This window comes from Kosakonia quasisacchari (assembly GCF_004331415.1).
Lineage (GTDB): Bacteria > Pseudomonadota > Gammaproteobacteria > Enterobacterales > Enterobacteriaceae > Kosakonia > Kosakonia quasisacchari.
In genome coordinates this window covers 22,386-39,497 of the sequence record NZ_SJOP01000023.1, presented here as the reverse complement: position 1 = coordinate 39,497, position 17,112 = coordinate 22,386, and the positions used below count along the sequence as shown (strand labels likewise).

Here is a 17,112-nt window from a genome sequence, read left to right as displayed (position 1 = left end):
TAGAAATAAGCGCGGATTAATATTTGTAGGGTTATTTATTTGGCAGAAATATCATCGTGATAATTTCCTGGTACAGCTGTTTTAACTGCGCCGGATCGCATTTTTGCGGTGTTAAACGGCGCAATGTCGCACCTTCCATCAGGCCTGCCAGCAGTTCCACGCAGCAGCGCACATGCTCGGCGCTTAAATGTGGATGTCGGCTTTGCATATGATTGCAGGCATTGTTAAACATGCGGGCGTCGGCTTCGACCATCATCGCCTGAACCTGCGGGTTGCGCGTCGCTTCGGCGGATATCTCCAGCATTAACGCGTCGTCATCCGGGCTAAGCGTTTGCCGCCAGGCCAGCACTTCCGGCAGGTGCGTGGTTTCAGCTTTGTTTTCCATTTCTGCGATGCGGTAGTCGATGATACGGCGAACAATCTCCTCAATAATGGCGTCTTTACTGCTGAAGTAGCGGTAGATCTGCCCGACGCTCAAGTGGGCTTCCAGGGCGATTTGCGACATGCTGGCGGCGTGAAAGCCGCTCACGCGAAAACGCCGACGGGCGGCGGCGATAATCTCATCTTTACGCTGCTGATGGCGTTGTTCCTGCGCGGTTTTCGGCGGCATCGGTAACCCTCGGCTGATTGATTTTGAGAATGATCGTTCTCAACCGCGGATAGATTAAACGAAGTTATGTTTTTCGCGTAAGCATTTCCTGCGTAAATTATTGCAATTTACAAAAATTGACATTATGAAGAAATAATGAAAAAGAGTGGAGAATTGCAGCGAGAAATAATAGCGGAGAGATTTGATATTAATTTGAAGACATTGTGATAGGTTGCAAATATATAAAACCGGTGCCGCTTATTGGCACCGGTTATTTTTTTGCGTTTATTCTTTTCTCTGCTGATGAATAGCCAGCCCACTTTCGCCCGGTGCAATGTCAGGGCGCAGCGTCAGTGCCGGGATAGTGTAATCCCCGCCGTTTTGCTGGCGAAACGGCAGCGGTGGCGTCTGCCATAACGTATCCAGCCGCTGTGCCAGCGTTTCACAGTGTGTAGCAAATCGCGCCTCATCAACGCGGCTGGTGCGGTAAATCACCAGTGGCGGCAGCACCTCAAAACCCGGGTAAAACAGCATGCCGTGCTGGATCGGGAAAAGAATATCGTCGATAGGTCCGTTGATACCGCGCGGGCTGTAGTGCGATTCCCAACCGCCAGCGGTGACCAGCAACATAGCGCGTTTCCCGGTCAGGCTGCCTTCGCCGTAGCGATCGCCCCAGTGCGTGTCGCTGTGTTCGCCCACACCGTAGGCAAAGCCACAGGCGTAAACGCGGTCGATCCAGCCTTTCATGATGGCGGGCATGGAAAACCACCACAGAGGAAACTGGAAAATCACCGCGTCGGCCCAGCGCAGTTTGGCTTGTTCGGCAGTAATATCCGCAGATTGTCTGCCCTGCTCGAATGCATGTTTCGAATCTGCCGACGGGTTGAAAACATCGCCAACGGGCGCATCAAGGCTGTCGTCCACGTCGAGCTGTGCTTTCCATTTCATGGCGTACAGGTCGGAAACCTCGACATGATGGCCTGCTTGTTCGAGGTGCTGCACGGCGAACGCTTTCAGCGCGCCATTCAGCGAATGCGGCTGCGGATGGGCATAAACGATCAATACATTCATAACAACTCCCGGCAATAAGATTGAAGCTGCAGGGTAGGCGAAGCGCAGATATAGTAGAAATTAATTGCTGATATCACAGGTATAGTCATGATTAATCTCAACCGCCTGGATCTGAATTTGCTCCTGACGCTCGATGTATTGCTCCGCGAGCACAATGTGACGCGCGCAGCGCAGCGGCTGAACCTGTCCCAGCCTTCGGTGAGTGTACAACTGGCGCGGTTGCGGGAGATCTTTGACGATCCATTGCTGTTGCCCGGCCCGCGCGGTATGCAGCCGACAATGCGGGCTGATGAACTGCGCGAACCGTTACGCCAGGCACTGGAAGCGCTGGAGCGCGCAGTGTCGCCGGTCAATGCATTTGATCCTGCCCGTGCCAGTGTTACCTGGCGCATTGCGGCGACTGACTATACCGAATCGGCGGTACTGCTGCCGCTGCTGCATACTTTGCGCCGTGACTCACCCGCCAGCCGCCTCGCGGTGTTTGAACTTAATCCCGGTCAAATTAAGCGCCAGGCCGAGCAGGGCGATATCGATCTGTTCTTCCATTTACGTGACGGCGCACCGGCGTCACTGCATCAGCGGTTGTTGTTTACTGAACGCTACGTACTTGCCGGTCGTTTAGACCATCCGGCGCTTAAACGCCGACCATCACTCAAACAGTTCTGTCAACTGGAGCATGTGATTGTCTCGCCGGAGGGTGGCGGTTTTCAGGCGGCAACGGATGAAGCGCTGGCGGCTCGCGGGTTGAAGCGCAACGTGGTGCTTTCGGTGCCGCACTTCCTGTTTATGCTGGATGTATTGGCGCGCACGGATTTGGTCGCTGTGCTGCCGGAACGGCTTGTTGCTACCACTGGCGCGTTGCAGATCGTTGATCCGCCTCTTGATCTGCCGGGCTTCGATATGCTGATGCTCTGGCATGAGCGGTTGCACCGCGATCCCGGACATAAATGGCTGCGCCAGCAGGTTCTCGCTGCGTTGGGAAACGCCGACAGTATTCACCCTCGTTAATGCGTATGTGAGAATAATTCTCAACATTATTGAAGCGCATCAGGGCGAATGATAAGGTGTAGGCCGTTTCGCCCGCTCATGGGTGAGGGTTCGACAGATAGCGATGGCTGCCGTCTATGCAAAAAAGACACTTTTCAATTGAAGACTTTATCGGTTTTGGCGAGCGTTATGGGATTGATTACCGCTTCCCCTCGCTGGCAACCGGTCTTTCCAGTCAAGCGCAACGCATTGTGATTCAGGGCGACGTCGAAGAGATGACGCTCTCCTCCGGGATTAACCTTACCCGTTCTGATATTCGCGTTTTGCAACCTTATGAAACCACCTCGCTGCACAGTTGCCCGCTCTATATGCTGGTGGTATTGGAAGGCAGCGTGATGCTGCGCCTGAACGGCGAAGAGTTTGTTGTGCGCTCCGGCATGGCGTTTACCTCGCGCCTGAGCGAACACCAGGTGATGAACGCCAGCCATCTGGCGGATTGCCATCTGCGCACCTTATCACTTGGCGTTGATCCGGCAAGCTGCTGGCAATCGCCGCTCCTCACCGCACTTTTGCAACAGTGGGAAGCGCACGGCGCACCGACCTTTTTATGGCAGGTGCCGGGCTTTTTACTGTCTGGTTTACAGCAAACGCAGCAAACCTCGCTGCCTGCGCTCTCCCGCCAACTGATGCTGGAAGGGGTGATGCTGCAACTGCTGGGCAATGCGCTGTCGCAGCGCATGCAAGGGCAGGAGAGACGCCGCACAATCCCATGTGGCGCACAGCAGCGGCTGGAAAACGTGCGCCGTTTGCTGGAACAGCACCCCGAAAAAGAGTACACCCTGGCAGCACTGGCGCAGTTGGCGGCAATGAGCGCCAGCAGCCTGCGCGTGAAGTTCCGCCAGGCGTATGGCCAATCTGTGTTTGATTACCTGCGCGACTGCCGTCTTGAGCTGGCGCGTCGCTATCTGGCGGAAGGCTACAGCGTGCAGCAGGCCGCGTGGATGTCCGGTTATCAGCATGCCACCAACTTTTCCACCGCATTTCGCCGCCGCTATGGTATGGCACCCAGCGAAATCCGCGCTTCCTGATTTTCCCCTCTGTAGACCCGCGTTGCCGATGTGTGCGCGGTTTTATCATCTTGCATACGTGAATCATCACTGCGCATAGCTATTGGTGAATTCAAAAGGGTAATAATTCTTATTTACAATAATAATGGCTTCTGGAGATTTTCATGTTCGCAAAAACGCGACTGGCACTGATGATTGGCTGCATAACCGGCGGGATGAGCGTAACGGCGCTGGCACAAGAAACAAATGCCCGCAACGATACCGTGGTAGTGACTTCACAAATGCAAAGCGGCGCGACCAAGCTGGAGACGCCGGATATTGAAACACCGCAGGCGGTATCGATTGTCACCCGCCAGCAGTATGAAGAGCAGGGCGCAATCAGCGTACGCCAGGCGGTGAGTTACACGCCGGGCGTTTACAGCAACCAGATCGGCGCATCCAACCGTTTTGACTACATCGTGCTGCGCGGTTTCTCCGACGGCAGCCTGGATAACGTCTATCTCGACGGCCTGAAAATGATGGGCGACACCAACTCTCACAGTTCGTTGGTCATCGATCCGTGGTTCCTGGATAGCGTGGAAGTGGTGCGCGGCCCGGCATCGGTGCTGTATGGACGTTCATCGCCAGGCGGCATTGTGGCGCTGAATTCGCGCAAACCGTCGTTTGATCCCGGCGGTGAAGTGAAGCTGTTCGCCGGAAACAACAACCAGCGCGGCGCGGCGTTTGATGTCACCGGCCCGGTGGATGATAACGACCGCGTGGCGGTGCGTTTAACCGGTATGACGCGCTATGCGGATTCGCAGTTTGACCATCTGAAAGAGCAGCGTTATGCCATCGCGCCGAGCCTGACCTGGCGTATTACCGATCACACGCGCCTGGAGCTGATGGCCTATCTGCATCGCGATCCGGAAGGCGGCAGCCACTCCGGTCTGCCGTATGAAGGCACCGTGGTGCCGCACGCGGGCAAGAAAATCTCAAACACATTTTTTGAAGGCGAAGACGATTACGACAAATACGATCGCCGGGAAAATATGGTCGGCTACAATTTTGAGCACGCGTTTGATAGCGGTTGGTCGGTGCGTCAGAAACTGCGCTACCTGCGCACCAAAGTCGATCTTAACCAGGTGTATGCCGCGGGTTGGCTGAACGATACCGATCTAAATCGGGGTTATTCCGGCTCGGATGAATCGCTCTCAGCGGTGACGCTGGATAACCAGATTGATGGCAGCATTGATACCGGCGTTATTAACCATCGCTTGTTGTTCGGTGTGGACTATCAGCGGCGCAGCAATAACGTCACCGCCTCTTACGGCAGCTTCCCGGCAATCGACGCTTTCCACCCGGTTTATGGTGCCGATCCGCTGTCTATTGCTGTTTACAGCCGTGAAAAACATAAACTTGAGCAGACCGGGATCTACGCGCAGGATCAGATGTCACTGGACAGATGGCGTCTGACGCTGGGCGGCCGTCACGATCAGGTGAAGATCACTAACGTCAACAAGATCAACGACACCAGCGATACGCTGGATAAGAACCACTTCAGCAGCCGCGCGGCGCTGATGTATCTGTTTGATAGCGGTTTTGCGCCGTATGTCAGCTACTCGACCGCGTTTACACCGACCAGCTTTACCGACGAGTACGGCAAGATCCTGCAACCGATGAAAGGCAAACAGTGGGAAGCGGGGCTGAAATTCCAGCCGGAAGGCTCGCAAACGATGTATAGCGCGTCGGTGTATCGCATCAACCAGGAGAACATCGCCACCAAAGTGGAGCCGACCGATCCCTACCGTTCCATTGGCGAGATCGAATCCGAAGGTGTGGAGCTGGAAGCCGTGGGGCAACTGACGGACAACCTGCGTTTGCAGGCGGCCTATACCTACAACGATATTCGCTACAAGAAGAGCAGTGCGCAGGAGCAAGGCAACCGCGCGGTGTACGCGCCGCGTAACCAGGCCAGCGCGTGGCTCAGCTATGACGTAAAAGAGGGGATGCTGAACGGGCTGACCGTCGGTTCCGGCGTGCGCTATGTCAATGGCATCACCTCCGATCGCCAGAACACGCACACGCTGCCATCTTACACACTGGTCGATCTGGCGGTGGGTTATGACCTGAGTAATGTGGGTCTGAAAGGGGTGAGTGCGCAGGTTAACGTCAATAATCTGACTGACAAACGCTATGTCGCGGCGTGTAATTCACTCTCTTATTGCTACTTCGGTGCGGAACGTAGCATCGTCGGCAGCCTCTCGTACCGCTTCTGATGCACAATGTTCACCCGGCTTTGCGCCGGGTGAACGCGGGTATTAACTCAAATCCACGTTTTTGTGACCAAAGAACCAGGTGGCGAGAAAACCGCACACATAGGCGACAACCACGCCTGCTGCGTAGACCGCCATTCCCGTGTAGATCCCCTGCCCGGAGGTCATCAACGGCAGCGCCACCAGGCCAGAAGGGCCGAACACGGTATTTAACCCAACCGGCAAACCGAACCAGGCGAAAGTGCCAATAAAGAAACCGCCGCAGGCGCCGCCGATACAGGCCGTGACAAACGGTTTTACACGCGGCAGGGTGACAGCGTATATCAACGGTTCACCGACACCGAGCAGGCCAGGAATGATCGCGCCGCGAATCTGATTACGCAGAACCGACTCTTGCGCCGAGCGGAAGTAAAGCGCCAGTGCCGCACCCACCTGGCCGCCGCCCGCCATCGCCAGAATCGGGAACAGCGAATTAAAACCCTGCGCATCCATCAGCGCGAAATAGACCGGAATAAAACCCTGATGCACGCCAAACACCACGGCAATCAGGAACAGCCCGGCCAGCACGGCACAGCCGAACGGGTTGCCGTTAAGATGCAGGAACAACCATGACATTCCCTTAAACAGCTCAACGCCGATCGGCATAATCACTGTGAAGGTGAGCGCGCCGGTAATCAGTAGCGTCAGCAACGAGGTGAGGATCATGTCGAGGTTATCCGGCATAAATTTACGGATCTGCCGCTCGATCCACGCGCCCACGATCGCTGCGATCAGCACGCCAATAATGTTGCCGCGCGGATCGATGCCCATACCGAAAAAGTTATCGATGCCGGAAAAATAGCCCACTGTCGCTTTCGGATCGTAACCGAGCACAAAGAGCGCGGCGATGATTGCGCCATTGACGCCGCTACCGCCGAAGGCTTTCTGCGCGTTGTAGCCAATCAAAATCGGCAGGAAAGTGAACAGCCCTTTGCCGAAAACTTTCATATACCCAACAACATGCACCAGCGTGGCATTTTTTTCGGCGGCATTGACGAGCAGACTTTGCTCAATCAGGGTGGCGAAGCCGAGCAGCATCCCGGCGGCGATAAAACCGGGGATCAGTGGCGTAAAAATAGTAGAGAATTTCGCCAGAAACTGGTGCACCCCGCTGGTCTGTTTCGCTTTCATCTGCTGTTTGGTATCGCTGGCGATACTTTTCAGCGACGCCGTTTCCACAGACGCGCTGACGCCGCCTGTCATCGCGCTCATCATTTCTGCCGCCGTTTGCGCTTTGCCGGGGCCAACGATGATTTGCAACTGATCGTCGCTGTTTACCACGCCGAGAACACCGGGCAGCGCTTTGAGTCCGGCGTTATCCACCAGCGCATCGTTGTTTAACGTCAGGCGCAGCCGGGTCATGCAGTTGCCGCAGGTGTTAATATTCTCTTTGCCGCCCACCAGTTGCAGGATCGCGGCAATAAACCGCTCGCTGATTTTGGCCATTATTTGACTCCCGCGTTAGCCAGTGCCTGGCGAATAAACCCACCGTTATCGGCTAACAGGCGTGCTGCCTGTTCAGCGCTCAGCCCACCTAACACCATGACGATGGCGGTTTTACAATGCCCATCACAAGCCTGTAGTGCCTGGGTTGCGGTGGCGCTGTCGCAATCGGTCGCTTCCATCACAATGTTAATTTGCCGCTGCACCAGCTTCTGGTTGGTGGCTTCCACATCGACCATTAAGTTGCCGTACACTTTGCCGCTGCGGATCATCGCGCCGGTGGTCAGCATGTTCAGCACCAGTTTCTGCGCCGTTCCGGCTTTCATCCGCGACGAGCCGGTGACAACTTCCGCACCTACTACCGGCACGATGGCGATATCGGGGATTTGCGCCATTTCGCTGCCCGCGTTACAGGTCAGTGCGACGGTGGTCGCACCGAGTTTTTGGGCATATTGCATTGCCGCAATGACATACGGGGTGCGGCCGCTGGCTGCGATACCGACCAGGATGTCGTTCGCATTAAAATTGAGTGCCTTAAGATCGTCGACACCGAGCGTCAGGCTGTCTTCGGCATTTTCTACCGCCTGCAAAATGGCACGATGGCCGCCAGCTATCAAGCCAACCACCTGCTCGCGCGGCGTACCATAGGTTGGCGGGCACTCGCTGGCATCAAGGATCCCAAGCCGCCCGGATGTGCCTGCGCCGCAGTAAATCAAGCGCCCACCTTTCTGGAAAGCCGCGACAATGGCGTCCACCGCCAGCGTGATAGCCGGGATCGTTTTTTCCACCGCCAACGCCACTTTTTGATCTTCACGGTTGATAACTCTCAACATCGCTTCGGTATCAAGCATGTCAATGTCAGCGCTGGCGGTATTGCGGCCTTCGGTAGTCAGTCTGGAGAGATCAATGTTCATCAACGTTTCGCTCAACTCGGTTTCACTGTTCTTTGCCTGCTGCACAATGGCTCAGGCACCCAGTAAGGAATAATATATTACTCATGAAATGTTTAATAAGAATAATTTATTCTTATCTGCTTATTACGCCAGAAATGTGACGCCGTTCATGCGGAAATATTCCAGACAGATTTTACTTACGGGCATGTTTTCTAAGACTTAATTATTTAATGTCATTGATTGATGGGACTTTTCATCTTGTCTGCGTTAAAAGACCCACCGGCTTTATCACTCTGTGGTCAGTCACCCATACCATTATGACGCTTGTTATCTGCAAGGATGATGCAATGCATAAGTTGAATTCCGTCGCTACTTTCCCTCTCTGGCAGAGCCCGCAGCTGTCGTTGCGTTGCACTTTACAGTGGCGCAGCTTTGCAAAGGTAGCGGTGCTCTTTGATGTGCAGGAGAAAGCATTGCTCGGTGCGCAATGTGCTGTGCTAAGCCAGGCAGGTGTAAGTGCTGAACAACTCTGGCCTGTTGCCAGAGCGACGGGGGGTGATGGCAGGCTGGCTGAATTACAGACACAGTGCATGGTATTGAGCGAAGCGCAACGGCAAGGGTGGCGCAATATCCTGCTGTTTAATGCCGGGTTTCAGCTGGTGCAGGATGAAAGGCTGTTTGCGCAGGTTAATCGTATCTTTGCCAGCCTTAATCGGCTGGACTGGCATGCCTTGCTGCTGGGCGGGCATTACCAGCATTTCTCGCCGCTGCTGGCGATACCCGGTGTTGCGCGTGTGCATCACGCGGATAGCGCTGCGGCATATGCCGTTAACGGCAGCTATTACCCAGTGTTATTAAATGCTTACCATCGTGCGATAGAACATGCCGCCAGCCTCAATGATATTTGGCCATTGTTAATGGGGAAACATTGCTGGTTGGCGGTGAATCCGGGCATGGTCAGTTGGCGTGATAACAACCCAACGCCGTTCCCTACTTATCGTCCAGCGGGTAGAGAAAGATCATACCGTTTTGCATAGTGACCATCGGCACGCCATCTGGCCAAAGTTGTTGCATACGCACTTGTGAATGCATCAATAAATCGATGTTGCTGGCAAGCAATGGGGTGTCCGGCGAGGGTACAAAATGAACAGGTGTGTAGGTAAAAATGCGTTTCTCGCCCGCCTGGTTTTTCTGCACGAAACTCCCTTTTAACCTGAACTGAGGGTTATTCGGACTGCTGACATGGCTAATAATCGTCTCTCCAACCGTGGAGAACTGGACGTCATAAAGCTCTTTTTGCTGCTGGGGCAAATCGTAAAAACCAAATTGCTGCGTCATGTTACTACCCGGTTTTAATGCGGATTGCGAACGATGCCAAAAATAGCCGCAGGCAGCGACAATCAGTACTGCGAGCATCAGTAGCACCTCGGACTTACGCGGTTTTGCAAGGTGCCATTTCATCGAGTTTTCTCCGTGTTTCATTAAGTATCAATTCATTAAGTGAAGCCAAATTTGCCCGCCAGTGATAGATCTGCATCGCCAGAATATTCTGCCCACAGGTGCTGTGTAAGCGCAGGGTGAAGTTCAGCGTTTGGTTATCACTGCGCGAATAGATGCTCAGGTTGATAGATTCCTTTTTTATCTGCTCATTTAAAAGGTAATAGGTGTCCTTGAGCCGATTGTAGACGGTGGCTTGATCTTGCAGACGCTCACCCGTCTCAACGAGCGTATACAGACGAATATTGCTGTACTCATTTTTCGCCAGTTCTTCAGGTTTTATGAGCTGACTGCGACCGGCTGTGAAATAAACGATAAAGGCGATAAAAAGCGCGACAACCAGTAATAGCGAGACGATGATTCCACGGCGATAGCGCGTTGATTGTTCAGGTGTTTTATGAGTCACATCAGAAGAGGGCAGCGTATGGGTTGCGTTCGCCTCTGTGAGGGATTTCTCATTGTCTAACGAAATATCTTCCTGTGGGCTTTCAACCTGCTGGCAATATTCTGCATCCAGCACGTAGCCCCGCTTAGGCACGGTACGAATAATGCGTTGCTGTTTGCCGTCATCTTCCAGTGCTGCGCGCAGCGCGTGAATTGCATTTGGCAGGCTATTATTGCCGATGACCCGCCCCTCCCAGACCTGGCTGGTCAACTCTTCGCGCGTAAAAACCTTACCCGGGTTCTGTTGCAGCAGATCCAGCAATTTGAGCTGATACGCGCCCAGCCGCTTATGTTCTTCGGTGACTAAATGAATAATTGAGCCGGAAGGCAAATCAATTAACCAATTGTTAATAGCACAACAATTTTTTTTCATGACGAATTTCGAGTAGCTCCATCCTGGAACAAGCGATTATTAAGGTTGTTAAAAGTAATTGAGAATTAATTAACATGAAGGCGCGTGAGCAAATCTTCTAGCCTCTGTAATCATTCCATATGAGATATTAATAATACTACTGTGCGATAGGTGAATTATATGCAAATTCATTAATTGCCGCTTTTCGGGGGATTAAGAATAGGGGATGTGGTGTATCTTTTTGCACCAGATAAGGCGGGCAACCGTGCCGTACCAACTGTTGTAGTTGTTTGATGTTAATTTATTGTTGTCTATTTAATTAATCCTTTTATCTATTGAACTAATGAGAAATGGCAACGCAGAAAATGCAAAGGCAGCATACGGCTGTTTTTATTTAATAAATCTGGTGTGCGCTGTTTAATAATGATGAGTGTAATTTCCACTGAAACGATAACGTTTATTGATGAAGCGCGCTATATCCGCGATTACTTGCCGCTGGTGCATAAAGTGATGAAACAATTCACCTGGCAGACCAGCAGTGTAATGGATAAAGACGATATGTGTCAGGTCGCGCTGACCGGATTGCTCTTTTCATTGCGCCGTTATGGACAGCCGGATGCGAAATTTGCTGGTTACGCTGCTCAGCGCATTCGAGGGGCAATACTTGACGAGCTACGCCAGCAGGACTGGCGTCCACGCCGGTGCCGCCAAAAAATGCACAAACTCAACGATGCTATTCGTGAGCTGGTGCGCGAACTCGGTTATATGCCGAATTTTAATGAATTAAGCGCACGACTTTCTATTACACCCGAGGAGTACCAGCACTATTTATTGCTTGACTCCGCCAGTGAGCTGGAGAGCCTGGATAACGATGTCCACGCCCACGCGCTGGAAAGCCGCCCGCTTGAGGATGACGTGCTGAACAGCCGCGCATTAAAAAGTGCAATAGCCAACCTGACGCCGCGTGAACAGAGGATTCTGGAGCTGTATTACCGCCATGAATTAAGCCTGAAAGAGATTGCCTCAATTCTCGGACTGACAGAAGCCCGTGTTTGTCAGCTTAATAAAGTGATGGTGCAAAAGTTACGGGCGTTTTTGACGAATGAGTACATTTCTTCTTCCGCCAAGGAATGAAAAAAGTATTTAAATTTCTAACCCTTTATTTTTATTAATATTAATGTTGTGAAATATTTAACTGTATCATCCATCGTTGCCCCCAAGCAGAGTGTGCTCCGCGGGTTTTTGGGGCTTTTTTTTCTTATTTTGCTTTCTGTGTTCCTGACCGGTTGTGTGCAGTCTAAACCGGTTAGCCGTACACAGGCGCCAACGATGCTTGCCGAACAGCGCAAGATCACCCGTGAAGAGACACTCGCGGCAACGCCTAAGTCAAAAGTTGACAAAGTTGTGCATCACCTTAAAAAACAGTTGGGTAAACCTTATGTCTTTGGTGGTGTCTCGCCGACGCGCGGTTTCGACTGTAGTGGGCTGGTGTTTTATGCCTACAACAAAGTGCTGAATAATAAATTACCCCGCACCACCAAAGGCATGTTTCATGACAAACGTTTGATGCGGGTAAGAACCGCGAACTTACGCCAGGGGGATTTGTTGTTCTTTCGCAGCAAATTACGCGGTCAGGTCGATCATGTCGGCGTCTACCTGGGGAATAACCGCTTTATTGAAGCGCCGCGCACCGGGTTGAATATCCGTATCAGTCATTTTCTTGATGACTACTGGCAGGATCACTACCTCGGCGCGCGTCGTATTCTGACAGGCAAACGCGTGCTCTGAATTCATGCTTCCAGCGCGTTATGAATTGCCTCGCCCAACTGCTTAATAACTTCGCGATTAGCGTCGGTCAGCGGCAGGGCGCAATTCAGCCGCAGGCAGTTACGGTACTTGCCAGACGCTGAAAATAACGATCCGGGCGCAATCTGGATTTTCAGGCGGCACAGTGCGCGGGAAACACAGACCATATCGACAGTTTCCGGCAACTCGACCCACAGTAAATAACCGCCTTGCGGGCGCGTCACGCAAATGCCACAGGGAAAATACTGGCGCACCCAGCTGGTGTAAGTTTCCAGTTGCTGCTGATAAACCTGGCGCATACGTCGCACATGCCGATGATAGTGCCCGTCGCGAATAAACGCCGCGACTGCCAGTTGTGTACCCGGCACATTGGTGCCGATGGCAGCGTATTTTTTATGTAATACCCGATCCAGATAACGTCCCGGCGCAATCCAGCCGACGCGCAGACCCGGTGCCACGGTTTTGGTGATAGAGCTGCACAGCAGCACGCGGCCATCAATATCATAAGATTTTATGGTACTCGGACGCGGGTATTCTGCGGCCAGCTCGCCGTAAATATCGTCTTCAAAAATCACGATGTCGTGGCGCTGCGCCAGTGCCAGCACGGCCTTTTTCCGCGCATCCGGCATGATAAACCCGAGCGGGTTATTGCAGTTCGGCACCAGAATTACCCCTTTGATCGGCCACTGTTCCAGCGCCAGTTCCAGGGCTTCCACGCTGATGCCGGTTTCGGGATCGGTCGGGATCTCAATGGCTTTAATATCTAAACCACGCAGCAACTGCATCGTGCCGTAATACGAAGGGGATTCAACAGCGACAATATCCCCCGGCTGGCACACCGCCAGCAAGGCGAGCGCCAGCGCCGGATGGCAACCGCTGGCGATGACAATATCATCGGCGCTGACCGATGCGCCGCCATCCAGCATCAGCCGGGCAATTTGCTCGCGCAGTTCACGGCGGCCTGGCAGCGTGTCGTAGCTTAACGCATCCATCACCTGGTGTTGGGCGATGCGGCTCATCTCGCGCCACAGCGGTTTAAGCGTGGGCTGGGTGATATCTGGCGCACCGCCACCAAACGCAGCAATTGCTTTATCGGTACGCGCATCCAGCAGCGTCAGCACTTCATCCCACTGCGTGACCTCCACCGGTCGCTGTACCGGGCGCGACATCGCCGGCACGGGCGGCTTTGCCTTGCGTGGCGCGACAAAGTAACCGGAACGCGGCTGGGGCGTTATCAGTTGCAGGTTTTCCAACACCTGGTAAGCCTGTTGCACGGTGCTGATACTTACTCCGTGCTCCTGGCTCAGGCTGCGCACCGACGGCAGTTTCTCGCCGTGGCGATACAGTCCCTGTTCAATACGTTCTGCCAGCAACGTGGCCAGATGTTGGTAGCGTGTCATGCTGTATCCTTAAAATTCACCATACAGATTTAAAAACCAGTACAGATTAGCGTGAAATTCGCGATTCAGACGTAGTTTTAAGCGATCTGTATGTTAAAGAAAAGTGATTTCTGAATCTGTATTGTCATGGGTGAGAGCGGCGAAGATAGAGCTCTTTTCAGGCGAGGAGAGCAGCATGGAATTTTTTGAAAATCGACCCCAACGCCCATTTTCTGGGTTTGTTTTACTCTGGCGCAAACTGCAACGGCTACATGAACGTGTGAAAACGCGGCGGTTGCTGCGTGCGTTAAGCGACGAGCAGCTAAAAGACCTGGGATTACGCCGCAGTGAACTGTGATAAGTGCGATAACGCGCGGAGATAACATCTTGTTATTTCCGCCTAACCTGCGTTGGGCTATGCTTAGCTCCACAACCTGAAGGGGAGAAAGCCCATGCATTTTATGAACGAAGACGACGAAAAAAAAGAGAAAGAGACCGGTAACGTCTCGCAGCTGATGCAGCAAAAACTGCTGGATGCCCGCTCGATCATTATTTCCGGTGAGATAAACCAGGCGCTGACAGAGAAAGTCGTCACTCAGTTGCTGCTGTTGCAGGGTATCAGCGATGCGCCTATTAAGATCTATCTCAACAGCCAGGGCGGTCATGTTGAAGCGGCGGATACCATTCATGACATGATTAAGTTCATCACCCCGGAAGTGCACATCATTGGCACCGGTTGGGTGGCAAGCGCCGGGATCACCATCCTGCTGGCGGCTAAAAAAGAGCACCGTTATTCGCTGCCGAACACCCGCTTTATGATCCATCAACCGCTGGGCGGCGTTCGCGGCCAGGCAAGCGACATTGAAATCGAAGCGAAAGAGATCATCCGCACGCTGGAGCGCGTTAACCGCATGATCGCTGACGCGACCGGCCAGCCGGTGGACAAAGTGAAACAGGATACCGACCGCAACTACTGGATGAACACCAAAGAAGCCATTGATTACGGCATCGTTTCCCGCGTAGTGAAATCCTACGGTGAGCTGAACCTGGATTAAGTTTGCTAGCTATCTTGAGGCGAGAATTTTTTCTCGCCTTTTTTCTCTTCACGCCCGCCAAAATACACTTCTCCCTGACACATAATTTCTGCACACTGTGCGCATTTCTCATTACGGAGTGATGGCATGAAAAGCAGTATCAAAGCGGCGCTGGTGATGACAGCAACGCTAAGTGCGCCCGTGCTGGCGGAGCAAAGCGGCGTCTCGTTTGACCATAAAGACTGGGAAGTGGTTTGCGACAATACCCTGACCTGTCGCGCCGCAGGTTACAGCGCGGAGGAAGAAGCCGCTGGTTCGGTGTTGATCACGCGAAAAGCCGGGCCAGAGACGCCTGTGACCGTTGATGTGGTGCTGGCGGAAATGGACGCCGATGAAACCGCGCAACAGGCAAAACTCAGCCTGTGGATCGATGGCAAATCACAGGGGGAGATCTCCACCGAAGATAACGACAGCTGGCGCTTATCCGATGCGCAAGCCCGCAGCATGATCGATGCTGTGAAAGGTAGCGGTAAGGTCGAATTCAAAGGCGGTGCGAAACCGTTTGTTCTTTCCGGCGACGGCGCATATGCCGTGTTACTGAAATTTGATGATGTGCAAGGGCGCGTTGGCACACCTGGTGCGCTGAGTAAAAAGGGCGATAAAGCGGAAAGTTCGGTGACCCCTGCGGTTGCCGCGCCGGTGATTCAGGCGGTGGAAGTGAAAGGCGGTGAAGATCGCACGCTCACGAAGGCCGAAACCGCAGCGCTGAAACCGCGTTTGCTGGCGGCGCTCACCAGCGGTAATGAGTGCGATCGTCTTGTCTCCCCGCAGGAACCGGTTATCGACGGTGATAACGACATTACCCTGACGCCGCTGGATAGCAAACATGCGCTGATCTCCACCCTTTGCTGGCGCGGGGCGTACAACGAAGGTTACGGCTACTGGGTGGTGGATAAAGCGCTGAAAGGGACGCCGCAATTTATTACTAACTCCGCCTCTGATTACAGCGATGGCGTGATCTCTTTGGGCCAGCGTGGTCGCGGCATTGGCGACTGCTGGGCTTCGGCAGAGTGGGTCTGGGATGGTGAAACCTTCCGTAAGAGCAGCGAATCCACCTCTGGCATGTGCCGCTATGTGCGCGCAGGCGGCACCTGGGATCTGCCGGAATTCGTCTCGGAAGTGAAAGAGGCGAAGTAATTCGCAGTCCGATAAACACTGCATTTAGCGCTTTTGCCAGGTGCAGTGTTTTCCCTTTTTCAGGCCGGAGTACAACGCATGTTAAGCAGCCTCAACCACCTGACCCTGGCGGTTAGCGACCTTGCCCGCAGCATCGATTTTTATCACCACCTTCTTGGCCTAAAGCTCCATGCGCGCTGGGATAACGGCGCTTATCTCACCTGCGGTGAGTTGTGGCTTTGTTTATCGGTCGACGCACAGCGCCAGTATGTACCGCCAACACAAAGTGACTACACCCATTATGCGTTCAGTATTGATGCGCGTGATTTAGTACGCTTTGTCACTCGCCTTGAGCAGGCTGGCGTGGTGAGCTGGAAAGCGAACACCAGCGAAGGCGACTCCTGGTACTTCCTCGATCCCGACGGGCACAAGCTCGAAGCGCATGTCGGCAACCTTGCCCAGCGGCTGGCTGCCTGTCGTGAGAAACCGTACAAAGGGATGGAATTTTTTGACTAGGCTTTCGCAATCCATGCTCTTTGTTACCCTCGTTTCTTGATACTTACCATGATAACCATTATCGTACCCCGCCTGTGAAATGAGGGGATCGCGATGACTGAAGATGAACTGTTCGCCCGTCGACCGCTGGGTATGCGTATGGCGATGGTTGTGCGCCAGTGGCGCGCGACTATCGATTACGCATTGAGCGATACGGGCATCACGCAGTCCGGCTGGACGGCGCTGATGCAGCTTCATCAGTTAGGGGATAACGTCTCCGTCAGTGAACTGGCGGAAGTGCAGGGCATTGAGTTGCCGCCGCTAATGCGCACGCTGACACAGCTGGAAAACCAGCGGCTGATTGTGCGTACGACATCGCCGTACGACAAGCGCATTCGCCTGCTGGCGCTCACCGCCGAGGGGACGCGTATGCTGGGCAAAATCACGCAAGTGATTGAAACCTGCCAGGCGCGGGCTGCGGGAAATATTCCGCCAGCGGATCTGCACGCCTTTAGCGACACATTGAATCAAATCGCCTGTAATTTGCGTGTGATGCGCGAAGAAGACAACAACACCGAATAAGAA

Annotated in this window: 18 protein-coding genes; 11 read left to right on the top strand and 7 right to left on the bottom strand. The window is 53.5% G+C overall.

The genetic code is table 11. The annotated features are described in order from the left end of the window. Window positions 1–31: 31 nt before the first annotated feature. Together E0L21_RS20585 and E0L21_RS20580 are read right to left on the bottom strand one after the other, a co-directional pair. Complete coding sequence (locus E0L21_RS20585; RefSeq protein WP_131412769.1) at window positions 32–610, bottom strand: TetR/AcrR family transcriptional regulator; 579 nt, start codon at window positions 608–610, stop codon at window positions 32–34. 264 nt (window positions 611–874) lie between these two features. Next, a complete protein-coding gene (locus E0L21_RS20580; protein WP_131412767.1) occupies window positions 875–1,660 on the bottom strand; it encodes an NAD(P)H-dependent oxidoreductase in 786 nt (261 codons plus the stop codon). A gap of 87 nt (window positions 1,661–1,747) precedes the next feature. On the opposite strand from E0L21_RS20580, the gene E0L21_RS20575 reads away from it, so the two are divergent. From E0L21_RS20575 to foxA, 3 genes are all read left to right on the top strand, one after another. Beyond that, window positions 1,748–2,668, top strand: coding sequence for a LysR family transcriptional regulator (locus E0L21_RS20575; RefSeq protein WP_131412765.1), 921 nt, complete (start codon window positions 1,748–1,750; stop codon window positions 2,666–2,668). 116 nt (window positions 2,669–2,784) lie between these two features. Further along, complete coding sequence (locus E0L21_RS20570; RefSeq protein ID WP_131412763.1) at window positions 2,785–3,735, top strand: AraC family transcriptional regulator; 951 nt, start codon at window positions 2,785–2,787, stop codon at window positions 3,733–3,735. 143 nt (window positions 3,736–3,878) lie between these two features. Next, the gene (gene foxA / locus E0L21_RS20565) at window positions 3,879–5,972 is read left to right on the top strand and encodes a ferrioxamine B receptor FoxA (protein ID WP_131412761.1); all 2,094 of its coding nucleotides are present in this window, start codon (window positions 3,879–3,881) and stop codon (window positions 5,970–5,972) included. 42 nt (window positions 5,973–6,014) lie between these two features. Here the strand turns inward: foxA and murP are convergent, their stop codons facing one another. Continuing rightward, window positions 6,015–7,454: a PTS N-acetylmuramic acid transporter subunit IIBC gene (gene murP / locus E0L21_RS20560; protein WP_131412759.1), complete on the bottom strand. Its 1,440-nt coding sequence runs from the start codon at window positions 7,452–7,454 to the stop codon at window positions 6,015–6,017. Next, complete coding sequence (gene murQ, locus E0L21_RS20555; protein ID WP_131412831.1) at window positions 7,454–8,365, bottom strand: N-acetylmuramic acid 6-phosphate etherase; 912 nt, start codon at window positions 8,363–8,365, stop codon at window positions 7,454–7,456. The genes murP and murQ overlap by 1 nt, the downstream gene beginning before the upstream one ends. A gap of 326 nt (window positions 8,366–8,691) precedes the next feature. Here murQ and E0L21_RS20550 point away from each other — a divergent pair, with 326 nt between their 5' ends. Next, window positions 8,692–9,381, top strand: a complete 690-nt coding sequence (locus E0L21_RS20550; RefSeq protein ID WP_131412757.1) for a hypothetical protein — start codon at window positions 8,692–8,694, stop codon at window positions 9,379–9,381. Here the strand turns inward: E0L21_RS20550 and E0L21_RS20545 are convergent. Next, on the bottom strand, window positions 9,335–9,805 hold the full coding sequence (locus E0L21_RS20545) for a hypothetical protein (protein ID WP_131412755.1): 471 nt from the start codon (window positions 9,803–9,805) through the stop codon (window positions 9,335–9,337). The two genes, E0L21_RS20550 and E0L21_RS20545, sit on opposite strands and share 47 nt — an antisense overlap. Beyond that, on the bottom strand, window positions 9,777–10,658 hold the full coding sequence (locus E0L21_RS20540; protein WP_131412752.1) for a winged helix-turn-helix domain-containing protein: 882 nt from the start codon (window positions 10,656–10,658) through the stop codon (window positions 9,777–9,779). Before E0L21_RS20540 ends, E0L21_RS20545 begins: the two co-directional genes overlap by 29 nt. Before the next feature lie 402 nt (window positions 10,659–11,060). Here E0L21_RS20540 and E0L21_RS20535 point away from each other — a divergent pair, with 402 nt between their 5' ends. Continuing rightward, the gene (locus E0L21_RS20535; protein WP_131412750.1) at window positions 11,061–11,771 is read left to right on the top strand and encodes a FliA/WhiG family RNA polymerase sigma factor; all 711 of its coding nucleotides are present in this window, start codon (window positions 11,061–11,063) and stop codon (window positions 11,769–11,771) included. Window positions 11,772–11,966: 195 nt separating this feature from the next. After that, window positions 11,967–12,425: a C40 family peptidase gene (locus tag E0L21_RS20530; RefSeq protein WP_235855265.1), complete on the top strand. Its 459-nt coding sequence runs from the start codon at window positions 11,967–11,969 to the stop codon at window positions 12,423–12,425. Window positions 12,426–12,427: 2 nt separating this feature from the next. On the opposite strand, the gene E0L21_RS20525 is transcribed toward E0L21_RS20530, so the two are convergent. After that, window positions 12,428–13,843 (bottom strand): aminotransferase-like domain-containing protein, encoded by a 1,416-nt coding sequence (locus E0L21_RS20525; RefSeq protein ID WP_131412746.1) that lies wholly within the window; start codon window positions 13,841–13,843, stop codon window positions 12,428–12,430. A gap of 175 nt (window positions 13,844–14,018) precedes the next feature. On the opposite strand from E0L21_RS20525, the gene E0L21_RS20520 reads away from it, so the two are divergent. The 5 genes from E0L21_RS20520 to E0L21_RS20500 all read left to right on the top strand — a co-directional run bounded on the left by E0L21_RS20520 (window position 14,019) and on the right by E0L21_RS20500 (window position 17,109). Continuing rightward, on the top strand, window positions 14,019–14,180 hold the full coding sequence (locus E0L21_RS20520; RefSeq protein WP_131412744.1) for a DUF1127 domain-containing protein: 162 nt from the start codon (window positions 14,019–14,021) through the stop codon (window positions 14,178–14,180). Between the two features lie 103 nt (window positions 14,181–14,283). After that, the gene (locus tag E0L21_RS20515) at window positions 14,284–14,877 is read left to right on the top strand and encodes an ATP-dependent Clp protease proteolytic subunit (protein ID WP_370568908.1); all 594 of its coding nucleotides are present in this window, start codon (window positions 14,284–14,286) and stop codon (window positions 14,875–14,877) included. A gap of 126 nt (window positions 14,878–15,003) precedes the next feature. After that, window positions 15,004–16,053 (top strand): DUF1176 domain-containing protein, encoded by a 1,050-nt coding sequence (locus E0L21_RS20510; RefSeq protein ID WP_131412742.1) that lies wholly within the window; start codon window positions 15,004–15,006, stop codon window positions 16,051–16,053. A gap of 78 nt (window positions 16,054–16,131) precedes the next feature. Then, the gene (locus E0L21_RS20505) at window positions 16,132–16,548 is read left to right on the top strand and encodes a FosA family fosfomycin resistance glutathione transferase (RefSeq protein WP_131412740.1); all 417 of its coding nucleotides are present in this window, start codon (window positions 16,132–16,134) and stop codon (window positions 16,546–16,548) included. A 93-nt stretch (window positions 16,549–16,641) separates the two neighbouring features. Beyond that, a complete protein-coding gene (locus tag E0L21_RS20500; protein ID WP_131412738.1) occupies window positions 16,642–17,109 on the top strand; it encodes a MarR family transcriptional regulator in 468 nt (155 codons plus the stop codon). The last annotated feature ends 3 nt before the right edge of the window (window positions 17,110–17,112 follow it).